Origin of the sequence: Mesorhizobium calcicola (genome assembly GCF_042682105.1) — a bacterium.
GTDB classification, from domain to species: domain Bacteria; phylum Pseudomonadota; class Alphaproteobacteria; order Rhizobiales; family Rhizobiaceae; genus Mesorhizobium; species Mesorhizobium calcicola.
Window position 1 is genome coordinate 154,395 of sequence record NZ_JBHUGY010000031.1, and the last position, 16,927, is coordinate 171,321.

Sequence of the window (16,927 nt, forward strand, 5' to 3'; positions counted from 1 at the left end):
GGCCATAGACAGATGCATGCGACGGCCAAACAAACAATTGTATGCTAGGGTCGCGCCGTCTAACGGACGGCGGAGGATGGCAATGTTGGAAACGGACAAGGTGTTTGCCGGCTCGATTCCGGAAAACTACGACCGCTATATGGTGCCGTTGATTTTCGAGCCGTTCGCCGCGGATCTTGCACAACGGGCGGCGTCCTTGTCGCCCAGCGCGGTTTTGGAAATCGCCGCGGGCACTGGGGTTGTCACCCGCGCACTGGCGCCAAAACTGTCCCCCGACGCAAGCTATATCGTGACCGACCTCAACCAGCCGATGCTCGACTACGCCGCGTCGCGACAGGCACCCGACAGTCGCATCAAATGGCGCCAGGCGGACGCCCTGGCGCTGCCGTTTGAAAATGCGACCTTCGATCTCGTTTGTTGTCAGTTCGGCGCGATGTTCTTTCCCGACCGCCCATCTGGCTACCGCGAGGCGAAGCGAGTCCTGAAGCCCGGAGGACATTTTTTATTCAACGTATGGGATCGCATCGAAGAGAATGTATTTGCCAATGATGTGACGAACGCTCTCGCAAGGATTTTTCCGAACGATCCGCCGCGCTTTCTGGCACGCACGCCGCACGGTTACCACGATACGGCACTGATCCGCAGCGAGCTGGAGGAGGCAGGCTTCTCCCGTGTGGTGATCGAGACGAGAGCCGAGCAAAGCCGCGCGTCCTCGCCGCGCTTTCCGGCCGTCGGGTATTGTCAGGGAACTGTTCTTCGCGCTGAAATCGAGGCCAGAGACCCGGGGAAATTGGAAGCTGCAACCGACTATGCCGCATCCGTGATTGCAGACAGACATGGTAGCGGCGAGGTTGCCGCCAAAATTCAGGCACACGTAATCGTGGCTATGGTCTCGCCCTAGTCAGCATGGCGCCGTTCCGTAACCACAGGCGCTCAAACCTTTAGTTTTCGATACTTTAATGGTCGAGCCTGTGGCAAAGTGGCGCGAGCGAGCGCCCAAAGCTGCGCCGCAGAGGACGCTTGAGAAGCGCTTGGTGGCAAATTGAACAATGTCGCCCTTCCCTTTGAAAGCTTCGGCGTGAGCCACAAAGGCTGTGTCCGTGAGCTCAATGAAGACAACTATCTGGTCGAGCCACAAACTGGCCTCTGGGTGGTGGCCGACGGCATGGGTGGGCATGACGCGGGAGAGGTCGCTTCAGCCAGTATCGTCGATCATCTGGCAACGATCGGCATTGCAAGCTCCGCACCTGACCTTCGGGCGCGCTTCGAGGACAGGCTGAGCAGGGCCAATGCCGAGATCCGCGGCATATCCGAATCTCGCGGCATAACCATTGGCTCCACCTTTGCGGCGCTGCTGGCGATGGATGGGCGGTTTGCCTGCCTGTGGGCGGGCGACAGCCGCGTCTATCTAATCCGCAACGCCTCGATCTCGCAGATCTCGAAGGATCACACTGAAGTTCAGGAGCTTGTCGACAGGGGCATGATCAGCGCGGCCGAAGCGCTCACCTGGCCGCGCCGAAATGTCATTACGCATGCAGTCGGCGTCCGCGACGAGATCGTCATCGATTTCCAGCAAGGCGAAATCATGCCGGGGGACATATTTGTGTTGAACACCGATGGGCTGACGGCGCATGTCACCGACGCCGAGATCGAGGCGGCGACCGTGTCCGCGACACCTCAGGCGGCCTGCGAAAGCCTGCTGGAAACGGTGCTGGCGCGCGGCGGAACAGACAACGTGACTATCGTGCTTGTGAAGTTCGGAGACGGGCGCGATGGCCAATCGCCTCATCCAAATCCTTACAAAGCGGAGGGTTGAGGCTGATGAGCGCCGACGACAAGACGCGAATATCGGCTGTTGTGGCCAACACCGCCGTGGGCACGCAACTCAGCGGCATCTACGAGCTTGACGAGCGGATCGCATTCGGTGGCATGGGGGAGGTCTACCGTGGTCATAACATCCAGACCGGCGACCACGTCGCGATCAAGATCGTCTTGCCCGAGTTCGCCCGTGACCAGACGATCTTGTCTCTGTTCCGCAAGGAGGCATCGATCCTCAACCACCTGTCGCACGATGCGGTCGTGCGGTATCACGTCTTCACGATCGATCCCGGCATCGGTCGTCCCTACCTTGCCATGGAATTCGTCGATGGCGAGTCGCTGTTCGACATCATGCGACGCGGCGCGATGCCGACGGACGAGGTCCGCAAGCTCTGCCATCGCCTCGCGTCCGGCCTCAGCGCCGTGCACCAGGCGGGAGCAATACACCGCGACCTCTCTCCGGATAACATCATCCTGCCGGGAGGCCGGGTCGACCGCGCAAAGATCATCGATTTCGGTATCGCTCGATCGGCGACCGTGGGCGGCGAGACCCTGATCGGCGGAAAATTCGCGGGAAAGTACAACTACGTTTCACCCGAACAGCTCGGGCTCTACGGCGGCGACGTCAGTGAGCAATCCGACATCTACAGCCTGGGGCTGGTGCTGGTTGCCGCCTTGCGCGGAAAACCTATCGACATGAGCGGCTCGCAGTTCGAGGTCATCGAAAAGCGCCGGACCGTGCCTGACCTCTCCGACATCGATGACAATTTTCGTGACATTGTCGAAGCCATGCTGCAACCGGATCCGCAAGATCGGCCGGTCAGCATGGCGGAAATCGCCAGGATGACGCGTGACGACATCGAGGGGACGGCGACGCCGACTCCCATACCCCGCGATCGGCCGGGTTTGCCGCGAACCGGGGAAACCCTTGCGCCTGACACCAAAACCCAGACCCAGCCACCCAATGTCGAGAGGCACGACGCCGCAGCCGCAACGGGTTCGGGTGGGCAGCCCTTCGTCAGGCATGTGCGGCCCGCGCATTTATCCGAAGCGCGGCCTTCGGCGGCCGCCGGCCCTCCGCGCGCGGTCGCGGCTGATGTGCCCAAGAAATCCACGAAGACCCGAACCATCGCAATCGCCGCCTTGGCGACGCTGGCTGTCGTCTCCGGCGCCGGCCTGTATCTGAGCGGCTTCATGACGCCTGCGACGCCGACTGCCGGCAAGCCGTCGCTTTCCGCACCAGAGCTATCAAAACCTGCACCAGAAACGTCGAAGCCGGCCCCCTCGGACACTGTTGCGAACGCCCCCGAGCCGGCAAAGCCAGTGCCGCCCGCGCAGCCGGAGGCCAGCGCACCACCGGCTGGAAACCAGCAAGATGCCGCGGCGGCTCCAACGCCGCAGCCGGCCAAGCCCGCCGAAGTCCCCTCGCAGACCGAGCAACCCCCGAAGCCATCCGCAACGGACGCGCAGCCGCCGCCCGAAAAGGCATCGCCGACAATCCAGGCGGATACGATGGCCAGCGACAGTCAAAAGCCGGCTCCGCCGCCTGAGACGATCGCTCCAGCCCCGCCAGCAGCCGAGAAGGTCTCAACGCCCCCGCCGGCCCAGCCAGAGGTTGTCGAGAGCCAAAAGCCCGAGCCACAGACCAGCCAGCCGGCAGCGCCCGAGGCGACCGCGCCGGCACTCAAACCCACTGCCAGCCAGACGGATGTCGCGAAAACCGAGAGCCAAAAGCCTGTGCCACCGGCGGCCAAACAGCCGGATCAACCTGTCGTCGCGTTGAACGTGCCCAAACCAGAGATCCCCCCGGTCGTCGACGACGTCGCGCAACGCGTCTCCTGGGTTCGTGACTTCGGCGGCGGCGACTGTTTCTATGCCACCCTGATGTCGGCAACCGACAAGGCCGCCGCGATCGAAGGATTTGGCACCGAGGTCCAGCCATTCGAGCGGATGCTGGGCGATTTCCAGGCAAAATTCCATGTCGAGCCAGACATCAGCGTCCGCCTGATTGAACCAAGCCAATGCGAAGTCACCAACTTTCTGCGCTTTCTGGGGCAGACCGCAGCCGACAAGCCGCAGCTTGTTCTCGATCGGACATCGGTGCCGAACGGTACGCCGATCAGCGGCACCCTGGTGACGCGCGGCGGGCTCATTTCCAGTGTGTTGCTGATCGATCATAAGGGCATGGTGTTCAACCTCGACGACCGCATCGTCACACAACCGGGCAAGGCCACCTTCAGCATCCCGATTGGTCTCGGCGCCGCCGACAAAGCCGCCGGAAAGGTAGTGCCGCAGATCATAATGGTGATCACGGGGCCCCAGGATATCCAGGCGGCTGCGTTCTCCACGCCCACGCCAGCCTCGGTGCTGCTGCCCAAAATCCTCGAAGAAATCGAGACCGACGGATCTCAATTCTCAGCCACCGCCAAGTATTTCCGGCTCGGCGGATAGCATGGGCGCCCGATGGAACTCAGCCGCCCGTGTTTGCCCCACTCGCCTGCCGGCCTGCCCATAAAGCGGCGTGATCCGGTTCGAGCCCTGCTTGCCCTGACGGGCCGCATGAGGCTTGCGGTGATGGCGGGCGCCACGCTGTTGGCCGTGCTGTCATCCAGCCAGGCGCGCGCCGAATTCACGGTCTGCAATCAGACACTCGACGTCGTCAATCTCGCAGTCGGCCAGAAGGTCGACAATGCGGACCAGACCGACGGCTGGTGGACCATCGGTGCAAATCAATGCGTTAACGTCATCCGCGAGGAACTGACGAACCGCTACATCTACATCTATGCAACGGACGTGTTTGGTCATGCGATCCTGACGGGATCCACCGCAATGTGCATCGAGCGGCGGCGTTTCTCGATACGCGGCATCGACGAATGCTGGCAGCGCGGCCACATCGCGGCGCAATTTCTCGAAGTCGACACACTCGAGCAGGTGCGGTGGACCTTCTTCCTGACCGGAAGCAATCCGTGACGCACCGTATCGACACGAGCTTCAAGCAGAAAAAGCAGGCGCGCGCTGCCCTCCGCAGGCGCACGCTCTGGCGCAGGCTTGCTGCCGGTCTCGCGGTGGTTCTGCTGCTTTCGATCGCCGCCGGCCTCTATCTCACCGCGGACTATTGGTCGTTCGGCGATGAAGACGAGGAGTTGCATGCGGTCGAAGGCGTGGACGATGTGCCCGCCGATGCATCTGTCTATGTGCCTGCCATTATCGACCTTGCCGGGGACCCGATGTGGATCACCCTGGCGCCCGATGCCGGCGCCGCAACGAAAGGCCGAACGATGCCGCGCCCGGCGGAACTCGATCAGGCCGGCGTTTCGCCCCAGATCGAAATTCTGTCCGACGTCATGCTTAGCGCCAGCGAAAAATTCATGACGACGATACCGTCGACGCAGGAGGATTTCGCCTTCTTCCAGGCGCAACGAAAGACCGCTGCCGCGCCATCCGACGATCTGCAGAACGATCTTCAACCATCGCCCACCGCTGGCGAACCCGCGGCATCGCCGGACCAGAAGGCGGACGCCGGCGATCCAGAAGCAGGCTGGGGTGAGACCATCGATGCCGGCGATGCAGCCCTTCCCGCATTCCAGAAGACCCAGATCGAAAACAACACGAGCGTCGCAGTCGTCACGAATGAGTATCAGCGGTTCGAGGCGACCGAAGACACGTTCGTGAAGATCCTCAACGACCGCAGTTTGGACAGCGTTGCGCTCGATGCGCATTTCTCCGCCGACGATGCCAAGCTGGCAGGCGAAGCCCTGAAGGCGCTCTTCAACCGGGACGGCCTGGAACCGGGTTATGTCGTTGCCATGCGCGGTTTCAGGCCGACACGCGAGACGACCACGATGTCCCTCATGCAGGTTTCGATCTACGCCAAGAACGTGTTCGTCGGCACGCTGACGCGCAACGCCACGGGCGCGTTCGTATCTGGTGTCGATCCCTGGGTCCGCGAAGATCTGTTCAACTATTCGGGCGCACAGGCCGAAGGCACGCACAAGAGGCAGTATCGTCTGCTCGACGCGATCTACTCGACGGCAGCCCGCAACAATGTTCCCACCGGCGTGATCGGCGAAGCGATCATGTATCTGTCGAGAGGACAGGATCTGGACGCCTTTGCAAGCGAGGACCAGCGTCTCGTGCTGATCTACTCGCAGACGCCGCGCGGCGGGGACGAGGGTGCCGGGCGGGTCCTGTATGTGGGCGTCCAGGGCGCCGAAAAAAGCCTCGACTGTTTCGTCTTCCAGCAGAGCGACGGCCAGTTTGCCTGCGTTACGGGTGACGATCAGGTTCGCTCGCTGACAGTCACCAACGGCATGGTCACGCCGGTCAACGGGGTCATGACCTCCACCTTCGGGCCACGCAAGCATCCGATTCTCGGGACCGTTCGCATCCACAAGGGCGTCGACTGGGCGGCTCCCGTGGGCACGCCGATCGAAGCCGCCTTCGATGGCGAGATCACCTTCCAGGGCGATGGCGGCAGCTATGGCAATCTGGTGAAGATCTCGCACGGAAACGGGCGCGAGACGCGCTATGCGCATATGCAGAAATTTGCCATCGCGGCCGGTGTCGGCACCAAGGTGAAAGCCGGCGACATCATTGGCTATATCGGCACCACCGGCCTTTCGACCGGGCCTCATTTGCATTTCGAACTTTATCAGAATGGCGAGGCGATCGACCCGCTGGGCACGGTTACCGCGGTCGCTTCGGACGATTCCGCTGTCGAAACGCTCACCGACCGTATCGTCCATGTCGAAAGTGGCGGCAGCGCTCGCGCCAAGAACCCGAATTCTTCAGCGACCGGCGCCGGCCAGTTCATAACCAAGACCTGGATCAGGATGATGAATACCTATCGTCCGGAACTTGCGCGCACGCTGTCGACCGCCGACCTGCTCGCCCTGCGCTACGATGCCACCATCTCGCGCGAGATGGTGCGCAATCTGGCGCGCGAAGGCGAAGCCTATCTTCGGGCGCGCGGTCACCAGATCACAGCCGGCCGGCTCTATCTCTGTCATTTCCTGGGGATGGAAGGCGCGCATCAGGTGCTGGTGTCGGCAGGTTCGGCGCAACTGAGCGCCGTGCTGGGGTCGGCCGTCATCCAGGCCAACCCGTTTCTTACCGGCAAGACAGCCAGCTATGTGGTCGACTGGGCTGAAAGGAAGATGGGGCAAAAGCTGAGCCGCGTGACCACCGACGCCGGCCCGCGGACAACGACCATGGAGATCCGCCAGACATCTCCGGAGTTCGAAAAATACAAACAGGCCGTCACGGCCCTCATAAGCTCGGTTCAGAATACGCTTTGAACCTGCCCGCGCGGCACGAATCTCCCGGACCGTTGGTGTTGCTGCTGCCGAGTGTTGCCGTAGGCAACTTTTTTCGGGCCGTTCGTGAACCAAGACCGTGGTCAAGATCACATATGCCCAAGAGCCATTTTTGGCACAGACGACTCTGTCGCTGACGAAATTTGGCATCAGACATCAATAGCGCGCCCGGGTGGGCGGAGGGCTGGTCCATGAAAGCGTTCGCCGTCTTTCCGAGTGGGATTGTCCTGCTTTTCCTTGCCGCATTCGGGGCCCTTGCCGCCGCCGGCGCCCAGGCTGCCACGCCCAACGCCAAACGCGTCGCGCTGGTGATCGGCAACAGCGAATATGTCCATGCGGTTACCTTGCCCAATCCCGCCAACGATGCCCGTCTCATCGCATCGACGCTGCGCAATGCCGGGTTCGAGGTGATCGAAGGAGTCGACCAGGACAACGCAGGCATGCGCAGCCTTATCAGCCGGTTTACCGAGCAATCCTACGACGCGGACCTCGCGGTCATCTTCTATGCCGGTCACGGCATGCAGGTCGACGGCAAGAACTACCTGATACCGGTCGACGCCGAATTGACGTCGCCAGCCTATCTCAAGACCCGTACCGTACAGATCGACGACTTCATGGCTGCGTTGCCGCCGGACCCGGCGGTTGGCGTCATCATCCTCGATGCCTGCCGCGACAATCCGCTGGCAAGAACGCTGGCGGCCTCGATGCCGAAGAGCCGTTCCACCTCGTTGGGCACCGGTCTGGCGCCGGTCGAAGCAAAATCGGACGGCGTCGGAACCGGCGGCCTGCTGATTGCCTATGCAACGGATCCCGGCGCCATCGCTTTCGACGGCAACGGCGCCGACAGTCCTTATTCGACGGCGCTCGCCAGGCATCTGACCGAACCCGGCGTCGAAATCCAGGGCGCGCTGACGCGCGTGCGCGGCGAAGTGGCCGAAACAACGCAAGGTCGCCAGAGGCCCTGGCACAACGCATCGCTGGGACGCGAGGTTTTCCTGGGAAAACCCGTCGCGCCGGCGGCAAATCCCGTGGCCGGCGCATCGAACGCCGCAGCGATATCCGCTCCTGCCCCTGTTGCCAGCGATCCTCCTTCGTGGGAAGTCGAGCAACGCCTTTGGGACGAGGCTTCGAAGCGCAGTTCCATCCCGTTCTACGAGGCCTATCTCGACCAGTTTCCGAACGGTCGCTTCGCCACCGTGGCGCAGCTGAACATCGACGAGTTGAATGACCCGAAGGCCCAAAACCGGCAGGTCGCGGCACTCGATACCAGATACGCTGCCGATCAAGCCCGTGCGGCGCAGCCGAAAAAGCAGGTGGTGCAGAAGGTCCGCACGCTGAGGCCGGTGGCACAGAAGCCCCGCAAACATCAGAAGGTCGTTCAGAAGCGGCGCAACCGTGAGACCGTGGCGCGGGAGGATGATCTTCCTCTTCCGCCGCCCCGGGACAACAACGACTTCCTCACCAAGGCGCTGATCTTCGGCGCCGGTGTGGCCATGGGCGGCGTGCTCACGAACTGACGGCCGGCGTTCCAAGCACCGCCGTGCGGTTTTGGGTGGCTATTGCGTCTTTATCCGCATTTCCACGCGGCGGTTCACAGGATCGTACGGGTTGGGGCTGCGCGAGTTCTTTTCGCCCATGCCGATCGGGTTGATGCGTGCAGCCTCGACACCGCTGGCCGTCAGGAAGGCCGCCACCGATTGCGCTCGTCGTTGCGACAGGCCCTCATTGTAGTGCACCGTGCCGGTGGCGTCGGTGTAGCCTTCAACGACGAAGCTGAACGTGCTCAGCCGGTTGTCCTTCAGGGCCTTGGCGAACTCGCCGAGCTCAGCGCGCGCAGTGGTGTCGAGTTCGGCCGAATTCAGCCCGAAATTGATCAGCATGTCGAGGCTGGATTTTTCTGCTGGCGCGTCATTTGCCTTTTTCTTGCTTTTGCACTCCTCCTCGGAGCCGACACAAATTCCTCGAGACTTGCCGAGATCGGCCGCACCGGCAAAAAACTTCACAATGTCTTCCGATTTCTGAACGGGGTCGGCGAAAGCGTGGGTCGAGCAAAACACGACCGCCAACACAAAAGCTGAACTGCCCCACTGCATAGTGGCTCCTCCTGTTTGAGCATGCGGTTTCGATGGTCGCGATCATACCAAATTCCGAGGCAATTGTCTGTCGACAAACGCCGAGGGCAGGACAGAGCCGACAGTTGTTGTCGTCCCACCGGTTGAGACTTGACCCGCGCCGCGCCTGGGGCTTGAGTGGCCAAAGCTCCTCGATGAAAGCGTGGCGATCATGGCCAATGGGCTCCGATTCAAAACGGCACGGGATCTTTTCATGGCATATCCCGCCATTGCCCGGGACATGAGAACCCTTCCAACCGAACAGCGCCCGATCGAGTTCTGCCGCGACCTGCTCGCCGGGCGCGTTCCCGAGGAAGCGATTACATTCTGTGCCTACCTGCTTCCCGAGAGGGCCGCGGTGTGGTGGGCCCATGAATGCCTGAGCCACCTCGCAGACCTGTTCGACGAGAGCGATCACGAATTGCTCGCGCTTGTCCACGACTGGGTGGGTGAACCGGACAGTCCCCGCCATCGGGCGGCCGTCAGCACAGCCGCGGCGACACCGCCAACAACGCCGGTCGGCTGGATTGCCCTGGCCGCGGGATGGCGTGACAATGGTTCGGCCAGGGCCGCGACGACGGAATCTGCCTTGCAACCATTTCCTGCCGCCCATGCAGTCAACGCCGGGATTCTGGCCGGACTGGCACGTGTCGCACTCGCGGACCGGTTTTCCGTTCTTTCGGCATTCGTCGAAATGGGCATCCAGATGGCCGAGATCGAGGCGCTGCGCCAATCAGCGGATGCATATTAGAACTTACTTGCAGCCACCTTGAGCCCATTTGGCCAGTGCCACCTTGAAGCGTGTCCCAAGCGGATGCTGCAGGCGCAAAACAGAGACATCGTTGGCGGCGAAATTTTTCGCCTGTTCGCACAGCCGTGCCTCGTTCCATTGATGGCAGCCGTCGCAGTGCTTGCCTTCCCATACCGACTTGTCGAGCCCCTCCACCGGACTGAAGCGTGGCTTGCTCTTGATGAGCTCGGCAATGCTCTTGCCGTCGATTTCCGGATCACCGAAATCGACAGGGTGGTCGAAAAAGATGGGGTCATCCGAAGCGAGCTTCGGGATTTTCTGACGCAGCACATTGAGGGCAAGTTGGGCGTCGTCACCGGAGCCCGACGGATTTGCCGTGGCGTTGCGCATATCCGAGCCGCCTTCCGGTTGCGGGGCGCTCGCCTCGCCGACGATCAGCGGTGCGTTGAGATCGATCTTGTGCAGGACGACCTCGGTGGTCAGCGAGACATTGATCCAAGGGCGCTGTTTGCCGGCGGTTGCCTTGAAGACATCGGCGGTAACGCGGTTCATCGCTTCGGTGATGGAAACATTTGTTTCGCCCATATGCGCGAGCAGCGCCGAAGCGAACGGCGAATGTTCGCCCGATCCGTCATAGGCAACCTGGTTAGGACTGGTGGCGAACGCGACAAGCGTGCCGGCGCCACCGTTCTCGATCGGGATTTCGGCAAGACCGCTTCTTGCTCCCTTGACGCCGGCGGTCTTTGCCAACACCTCGGCAAGCGGATTGTCACGACAGGCATCGAGGAAAATCAGCCTTATGCTGGTCTCGCGCGACATTTGCCGCAGAACGAAATCCACGGGCACCGCCTCGAAGTCGAGCGAGGTCTCGTCCTCAAGCGCTGCATCGACCGGAAGAAGGTAGTTGCTGCCTGAAACCTGCAACCCGTGGCCGGCATAAAAGAAGAGGGCAATGTCGGCACCGCGCACCTGCTTTGCGAACTGAGCGATCGTCGTCTGGGTCTGCAATTTGGTCAGATCGAAGCCGGAAACGACTTCAAAGTCGAGGCTCTTCAGGCGTTCGGCCATCGCCTGGGCATCGCGTACCGGATTGGGCAGCGCCGGGGCATGCTGATATTGGGAATTGCCAAGGACCAGCGCAACGCGGCGTTCGGCACTGGCGGCAGACAACGTCAAAAGCAGTGCCAGCGCGACAAGCCCGATGCCGCGCATAAGGCCACCGCAACGGGCAATCAGATCGAAACTCACCGGGACAACAGATCCTTCCTCAGTTGACGAGCTTGGTGGCGGAAAACTCGATCCGCCGATTGAGCGCCTTATTCTTCGGCGTGTCGTTGGCGGCAACCGGGCGCTCCTCGCCGTATCCGATGGCCGTGATCTGCGTGCGAGCAATGCCCGCGGCGACAATGGCGTCGGCAACCGCCTGGGCCCTGCGCTCCGACAAGCGCTTGTTCTCGACCGGCGACCCATCGGAATCGGTGTGTCCGGAAACCTCGACCTTCAGGCCCGGGCATTTGCCAACGACACCGACGACCTCGCCAAGCAGCGGGCGGCTTTGGCTATCGAGCCGCGCGCTCGCCGTTCGAAAGTAGATGGCACCGGTGCGCGACAGCACCGCGAACCGGTTGAGGCACTCCTCGTCGCTGAAGTTCGTCTTTGCCGCATCGGTGGCGACAGGGCCGACTTCGGCGCTCGCCGCGACGGTTTGGACAGCCGCCGGCTTGCTGCCGTCAGCAGTGAACACGAAATCGAACGACACCGAAGCCGTCGGAACAATATTGGTCACGTTGGCCGCCTGCTGGAGTTTGTCGACGTTCGGCAGCAGTCCGAAGTCTTCCACATGCACGGCGACGGGAGCCTCCGAAGCGACCGACACCATGTTGTCGCTGATCATGGTCACCACGATGTTTGCCTCGATATCCTTGTCGACCCCGTGCAGGTTGAGGCGGAACGGAAGAACCGCCTTCACGCGTCGCTTGGTCGCCAGGTCGGCAAATGCCGCGGGATCCACCTTCGCGGTCAATTCAGCGGTCGGAAACTTGAATGTCTCGAAGAAAAGGAACCGCATGCGGACATTGCGAAGGTCGACCCCCGTATCGACCGAATTGAGGTCGAAGGTGACTTTGGCATCGCCCGCCGAACTGAGGCTGCCGGAAATATTCCTGATCTTGTTGGTTTCGACGATCGTGTTCTTCTTGACCGACTGATAGGTGAGTACCGAAGCGGTCGGATCGAGCGTCCAGTTCGGCTGTGCGTTGGCGCGTCCCAGTCCGGGCAAAAGCAATACGGACAGCGCAACGATCAAGCCAAGCGTCTCTATGGCGAGCCAGCTTCTTGACCGTGTTTTCCACCAGAATCCGACGACTTCGAACATGGAACCCCCCTGCCTATGACAACAGACTTCCGTATCGACATCACGATCATGCGGTGCCGACAGAGAGCATAGAACACTTGCCCCCGCTTGGCGAGCATCTCGGTTGGCGGACCCGGCCAGGCCATGATCCGGCTGCAGCGTTCCTGCACCTTGCCTGAGTGTGGTGGATACCAGCTAAAAGGCGATCTTCAGTCCGAGCTTGGCGCCGATGGTGGAACTGTCGGACGATGCCTTGCCACGGACTTCGCCACTAACGGTGGTCAACTCCGACACCTTCAGGTTGAAGCCGGTCGACAGCGCGGCGGAAAAATCGGCGTCGTCGAAGGCGATCTCCCTGGTGTCGATTTCGGTCGTGTTCTTGTAGCCGAAACGCTGCTGCAATTCGACTCGCGCATAGGGACTGAGCACCATGCCGTTGCTTAGCGTGTAATCGCCATAGATGCCTGGCTCGAACTTGATCGCGCCAAAAGAAAGTCGGCTCTTGCCGAACTCGTTGCCGCCGCTGTCGGTATAGGGATCGCCACGGAACGAAACGCCAAGCAGGCCGCCGCGCAGATCGAAACGGGTACGCTCGCCCAGCTTGAAGATGTGGCCGACCGATGCCGTCACCGCATAGCCCTTGGTGTCATAGCTGCCGGTGGTGCCGAGCACGCCGTTGGTCACGTCGCTTCCGCCGAAGAAGCCGGAGGCGGAGACCAGCGCGTAGTTGTAGTTCTTGCGGAACAGCGCGTAGCCGCCGAACATGCCGGCCTTGTTGGTGCCTTCGCCGATGGCATCAAATCCCCGGAACCCGCCGAGGTTGACATCGGTCGACGCATAACCGGCGAAAATACCGACGTTCAGGCCATACTCTTTGTCGAACTGGAAGTGTTTGGCGGCATTGAAATCCAGACTGATGGCGGCCGAAAAATCATTGGCATCAAAGCTCGGGCCGGGGCCATTCAAACCACCGCCACTGATGTCGTAGCCGTCATGCTCGGTATGAGCGAACTGGCCGGAGGCGAAGACGCCGAAGCTGGACGAAATCGGCACCATTGCACCTCCGGTTGCGGGCGAGAGGTTGAGGTCAGAATCGAGCGCGTCGCGGTTTATGCCGTAGAGAGCGTCGATTGCCACCGTGACCGCGCCGGCGTTGGTGGCGCTGGTGGGCGCCGCGGCAATACCGAAATTGGCCGGCGTAGCACGCAGGAACAAGCCGCCATTCGCGCCCGTTACAACCTCATAGGTGAAAAGCGAACCCGGCGTGCCGGGAATGCCTTCGACGGTGAAGGTTCCGGCAATCGGCCCGCTGGCCGAGACGATGAGCGGGATATCGGTCGCCTGGGCGAATTGCGGCGTGCCCAGCAGATTGACGATGATGGTGTTGGCGCCGGTGGCCGAAAACGCGCTGGCAACAAGTTGATCCGACTGCAGCGTCTGCTGGTTGATGTCGAGGCTGATGCTGGCGCCGTTGAGAGTGAGGCCGCCCAGCTTCAACACGTCGTCGGGGACACCGTCCGTCATGTCGATCAGCGAATTCGTCGCGATGATCGAACCCGGCATGTTGACGTTGCCGTTGATGAACAGCGTCGAGCCGTTGCCCAGATTGAGCTGGTTGATGCCTTGCGTGCCACCGCTGAAGCGGAGCGTGGAGGCGTCGGCCGAGAAATTGTCGAAGCCGGTGAAGTTCTGGCTCTTGCCGCCCGCCGCGAGGTCGGTGTCGGTGACGGTGCCATTGGCGCCCGTGCCGCTGAACAGGACCCCGTCGGCAAGGTTGAGCGGATCGACCGTGCCCACATTATCGATGATCAGCGTGTTGGGGCCGAGGCCGGTGATGTTACCGCCAATCGTGCCGCCTGAGAGATGCACGTGGTCTGCGTCGATGCCGCCCTTGATGGTGCCGCCGGAAACTGAAACCTGGTCGAATCCGGCACCGCCGCTGACATTGCCGTCGATGGTTCCGCCGGAGACCGCCATGGTATCATCACCGTCGTCGCCAGTTACGTTCCCGGTGATGGTACCGCCGCTGACGGTCACCTGATCGTCGCCCGCATCGCCGACAACATTGCCGGCGATGGTGCCGCCCGCAACAGACATGACGTCATCACCTGCATTGCCGTTGAAATTGCCGGCAATCGAGCCAGAGAGAAGGCTGAGCGTGTCGTTACCGGTGCCGCCGTTGACCGAACTGCCGACGGCGCCGCCAGTCATGTTGAAGGTGTCGTTGCCGTCTTCCAATTCTATGGCGCCCGGCACGATACCCTCGGAGCCGCCAAGCGCATTGCCCTGGATGTTGGCGGTACCCGAAATCGTGACGCTGTCGTTCAGGCCGCCGGCGAACAGCGATCCGGTGATCGTGCCACCGCTGATCGTATAGGTGTTGCCGCCGCCTTCCCCGAAAACAGATCCGTTGACCGTGCCGCCGCTCATGTCGAAAATATTGACCCCGGTGCCGAGATCGACCTGGGTCGGCACGGCGGCTGTGCCGATGGTGCCGCCCGAGATGCTGATATGGTCATCACCTTCATTGCCGGAAACCGGCCCGGCGATCGTTCCGCCGCTGATGGTGATCGTATCGTTGCCGAGGTCACCGATGATTTCATCGCTCAGAACGCCGCCGGATACGAAAATCCGGTCGTCGCCGTCATTGCCTTCGATGAAGCCGTTTATCGTGCCGCCGCGCAGATCGATCGTGTCATTGCCCGCACCGCCGCTCACCGCGCCGGCGAGCGTGCCACCGGTCATCAGGAAGCTGTCGTTGCCATCTTCCAGGCCAACAGAATCGATGCCGTCCCCACCCTCACCGAGGTCGATGCCGATACTGGCGGTACCCGAAATCGTGACGCTGTCGTTCAGGCCGCCGGCGAACAGCGATCCGGTGATCGTGCCACCGCTGATCGTATAGGTGTTGCCGCCGCCTTCCCCGAAAACAGATCCGTTGACCGTGCCGCCGCTCATGTCGAAAATATTGACCCCGGTGCCGAGATCGACCTGGGTCGGCACGGCGGCTGTGCCGATGGTGCCGCCCGAGATGCTGATATGGTCATCACCTTCATTGCCGGAAACCGGCCCGGCGATCGTTCCGCCGCTGATGGTGATCGTATCGTTGCCGAGGTCACCGATGATTTCATCGCTCAGAACGCCGCCGGATACGAAAATCCGGTCGTCGCCGTCATTGCCTTCGATGAAGCCGTTTATCGTGCCGCCGCGCAGATCGATCGTGTCATTGCCGGCGCCGCCGCTCACGGCGCCGCCGAGCGTGCCGCCGGTCATAAGGAAGCTGTCGTCGCCATCTTCGAGGCCAACAGAATCGGTGCCGTCGCCACCCTCACCAAGGTCGATGCCGATACTGGCGTTGCCTGAGATCGTGACGTTGTCGTTCTGGCTGCCGGCGAAAATCGAACCGTCAATCCTGCCGCCGCTCACGTCGTAGGTATTGCCGCCGCCTTCGCCGAATACCGAACCGGTTACCTGGCCTGCGGTCATGTTGAAAATATCGGCGCCGTCGGCGAGGTCGACGACACCCGGCGCCGTGGTCGTCCCGATGGTCCCGCCGTTGATATTGACGATATCGTTGCCCTCGTTGCCGAATATGCTGCCGCCGATGGTGGCTTTGTCGCCGACCGTTATCGTGTCGTTTCCGATACCTCCATCAACATCGAGATCGACCGTGGCATCGCGGTTGACGCTGACCTGGTCGTCGCCGGCCCCGGCATCCACGGCCTCAACGCTGCCTCCCGCAATGTCGACGATATCGTTGCCGTCGCCCCCAGAGACAACGCCGAGGGTTGGCGCGCTGTAAAAAACTCCCTCCTTGGTATTGAGGATACCGACCGATATCACGTCGTTACCGCCGCCGCCGGTCACATTGCCGACCTGTGTGCCGCTGCCGGATATAACGGCACTATCGGCGCCATCTCCAAGGTCGATGTCCTGAATGCTGCCGGCCTGGATGACGACCTCGTCGTCGCCCGCCCCGGTATTGAGATTGGCCACGACGTTGGGGGCGAACGGCTCGCCCGACAAATCCCCGTAGAACATCCCAAACTGGTCGTTGCCGCCAAGGAGTTCGATCGTTCCATCCGCTGGTTGCAAGGAGGTCGACCCTCCCGCGGGCAGACCGCCGACATTGGGCGTTGTCGCCGCGTCGTCGGTCAGGGTGCCGCCAAAAATGTCTACAATATCGTCGCCATTGCCATCGTAGTCGTTGACAAGGACTTCCGACGAGTTCGCGAACCCTGTAAACCGGGTGGTGAAGACGCCATCGATGTCCTGAAAATCGCCGGCCGTGCTGCACTCCACCGTAACGGACGTCGCCTGGAACGGATCGCCTCCGCCTTTTGCGGTGGCGGAGCAGGCTGCAGCGCCAGATATCTGCAACGTGGATGCTGCCGCCAAGGCAAGCAACGAGATGCCGGCCAACTGATAGGCTTCGTGCGGCACTCTCATCCGACCTCGCCCTTACGCGAAATTGATACCGGCACAAATCAAGGCAGATTGAATTGGACCACCGTCCCATCTGATTGGGACCCGTTGACAATCTGCTTGGCCGGAAGTGTACGCGGCGAGCCGCACTACG

The 16,927-nt window shown here is 61.7% G+C and carries 11 protein-coding genes; 7 read left to right on the forward strand and 4 right to left on the reverse strand.

All coding sequences use genetic code 11. The annotated features are described in order from the left end of the window. Positions 1-82: 82 nt before the first annotated feature. The 6 genes from ACFSQT_RS20630 to ACFSQT_RS20655 all read left to right on the forward strand — a co-directional run bounded on the left by ACFSQT_RS20630 (position 83) and on the right by ACFSQT_RS20655 (position 8,650). The gene (locus ACFSQT_RS20630; RefSeq protein ID WP_379021552.1) at positions 83-901 is read left to right on the forward strand and encodes a class I SAM-dependent methyltransferase; all 819 of its coding nucleotides are present in this window, start codon (positions 83-85) and stop codon (positions 899-901) included. 141 nt (positions 902-1,042) lie between these two features. Then, positions 1,043-1,816 carry a PP2C family protein-serine/threonine phosphatase gene (locus tag ACFSQT_RS20635; RefSeq protein WP_379021554.1) on the forward strand — a complete coding sequence of 258 codons (774 nt, stop codon included), beginning with the start codon at positions 1,043-1,045 and terminating at the stop codon, positions 1,814-1,816. A 5-nt stretch (positions 1,817-1,821) separates the two neighbouring features. After that, entirely contained in the window at positions 1,822-4,269 is a 2,448-nt protein-coding gene (locus ACFSQT_RS20640; RefSeq protein ID WP_379021556.1) for a serine/threonine-protein kinase, read from the forward strand. Positions 4,270-4,377: 108 nt separating this feature from the next. Then, the gene (locus ACFSQT_RS20645) at positions 4,378-4,788 is read left to right on the forward strand and encodes a DUF1036 domain-containing protein (protein WP_379021558.1); all 411 of its coding nucleotides are present in this window, start codon (positions 4,378-4,380) and stop codon (positions 4,786-4,788) included. Continuing rightward, positions 4,785-7,115: a M23 family metallopeptidase gene (locus ACFSQT_RS20650; RefSeq protein ID WP_379021560.1), complete on the forward strand. Its 2,331-nt coding sequence runs from the start codon at positions 4,785-4,787 to the stop codon at positions 7,113-7,115. The genes ACFSQT_RS20645 and ACFSQT_RS20650 overlap by 4 nt, the downstream gene beginning before the upstream one ends. Positions 7,116-7,324: 209 nt before the next feature. Then, entirely contained in the window at positions 7,325-8,650 is a 1,326-nt protein-coding gene (locus ACFSQT_RS20655) for a caspase family protein (protein WP_379021562.1), read from the forward strand. A 39-nt stretch (positions 8,651-8,689) separates the two neighbouring features. Here ACFSQT_RS20655 and ACFSQT_RS20660 read toward each other — a convergent pair whose 3' ends face one another. Then, positions 8,690-9,226, reverse strand: coding sequence for an OmpA family protein (locus ACFSQT_RS20660; protein ID WP_379021564.1), 537 nt, complete (start codon positions 9,224-9,226; stop codon positions 8,690-8,692). Between the two features lie 232 nt (positions 9,227-9,458). Between ACFSQT_RS20660 and ACFSQT_RS20665 the strand changes: the two genes are divergently transcribed. Continuing rightward, positions 9,459-9,995, forward strand: coding sequence for a DUF6931 family protein (locus ACFSQT_RS20665; RefSeq protein ID WP_379021566.1), 537 nt, complete (start codon positions 9,459-9,461; stop codon positions 9,993-9,995). A gap of 3 nt (positions 9,996-9,998) precedes the next feature. Here the strand turns inward: ACFSQT_RS20665 and ACFSQT_RS20670 are convergent, their stop codons facing one another. The 3 genes from ACFSQT_RS20670 to ACFSQT_RS20680 form a co-directional block, all read right to left on the reverse strand. Further along, positions 9,999-11,243 carry a caspase family protein gene (locus ACFSQT_RS20670; protein ID WP_379021568.1) on the reverse strand — a complete coding sequence of 415 codons (1,245 nt, stop codon included), beginning with the start codon at positions 11,241-11,243 and terminating at the stop codon, positions 9,999-10,001. Between the two features lie 19 nt (positions 11,244-11,262). Continuing rightward, on the reverse strand, positions 11,263-12,369 hold the full coding sequence (locus tag ACFSQT_RS20675) for an OmpA family protein (protein WP_379021570.1): 1,107 nt from the start codon (positions 12,367-12,369) through the stop codon (positions 11,263-11,265). Positions 12,370-12,543: 174 nt separating this feature from the next. Next, positions 12,544-16,797 carry an autotransporter gene (locus tag ACFSQT_RS20680; RefSeq protein ID WP_379021572.1) on the reverse strand — a complete coding sequence of 1,418 codons (4,254 nt, stop codon included), beginning with the start codon at positions 16,795-16,797 and terminating at the stop codon, positions 12,544-12,546. Between the last annotated feature and the right edge of the window lie 130 nt (positions 16,798-16,927).

Coding starts and splice junctions, on each gene's coding strand:
- ACFSQT_RS20655 (WP_379021562.1), top strand. CDS start 7,325: ATGAAAGCGTTCGCCGTCTTTCCGAGTGGGATTGTCCTGCTTTTCCTT.
- ACFSQT_RS20675 (WP_379021570.1), bottom strand. CDS start 12,369: ATGTTCGAAGTCGTCGGATTCTGGTGGAAAACACGGTCAAGAAGCTGG.
- ACFSQT_RS20665 (WP_379021566.1), top strand. CDS start 9,459: ATGGCATATCCCGCCATTGCCCGGGACATGAGAACCCTTCCAACCGAA.
- ACFSQT_RS20640 (WP_379021556.1), top strand. CDS start 1,822: ATGAGCGCCGACGACAAGACGCGAATATCGGCTGTTGTGGCCAACACC.
- ACFSQT_RS20680 (WP_379021572.1), bottom strand. CDS start 16,797: ATGAGAGTGCCGCACGAAGCCTATCAGTTGGCCGGCATCTCGTTGCTT.
- ACFSQT_RS20645 (WP_379021558.1), top strand. CDS start 4,378: ATGAGGCTTGCGGTGATGGCGGGCGCCACGCTGTTGGCCGTGCTGTCA.
- ACFSQT_RS20660 (WP_379021564.1), bottom strand. CDS start 9,226: ATGCAGTGGGGCAGTTCAGCTTTTGTGTTGGCGGTCGTGTTTTGCTCG.
- ACFSQT_RS20630 (WP_379021552.1), top strand. CDS start 83: ATGTTGGAAACGGACAAGGTGTTTGCCGGCTCGATTCCGGAAAACTAC.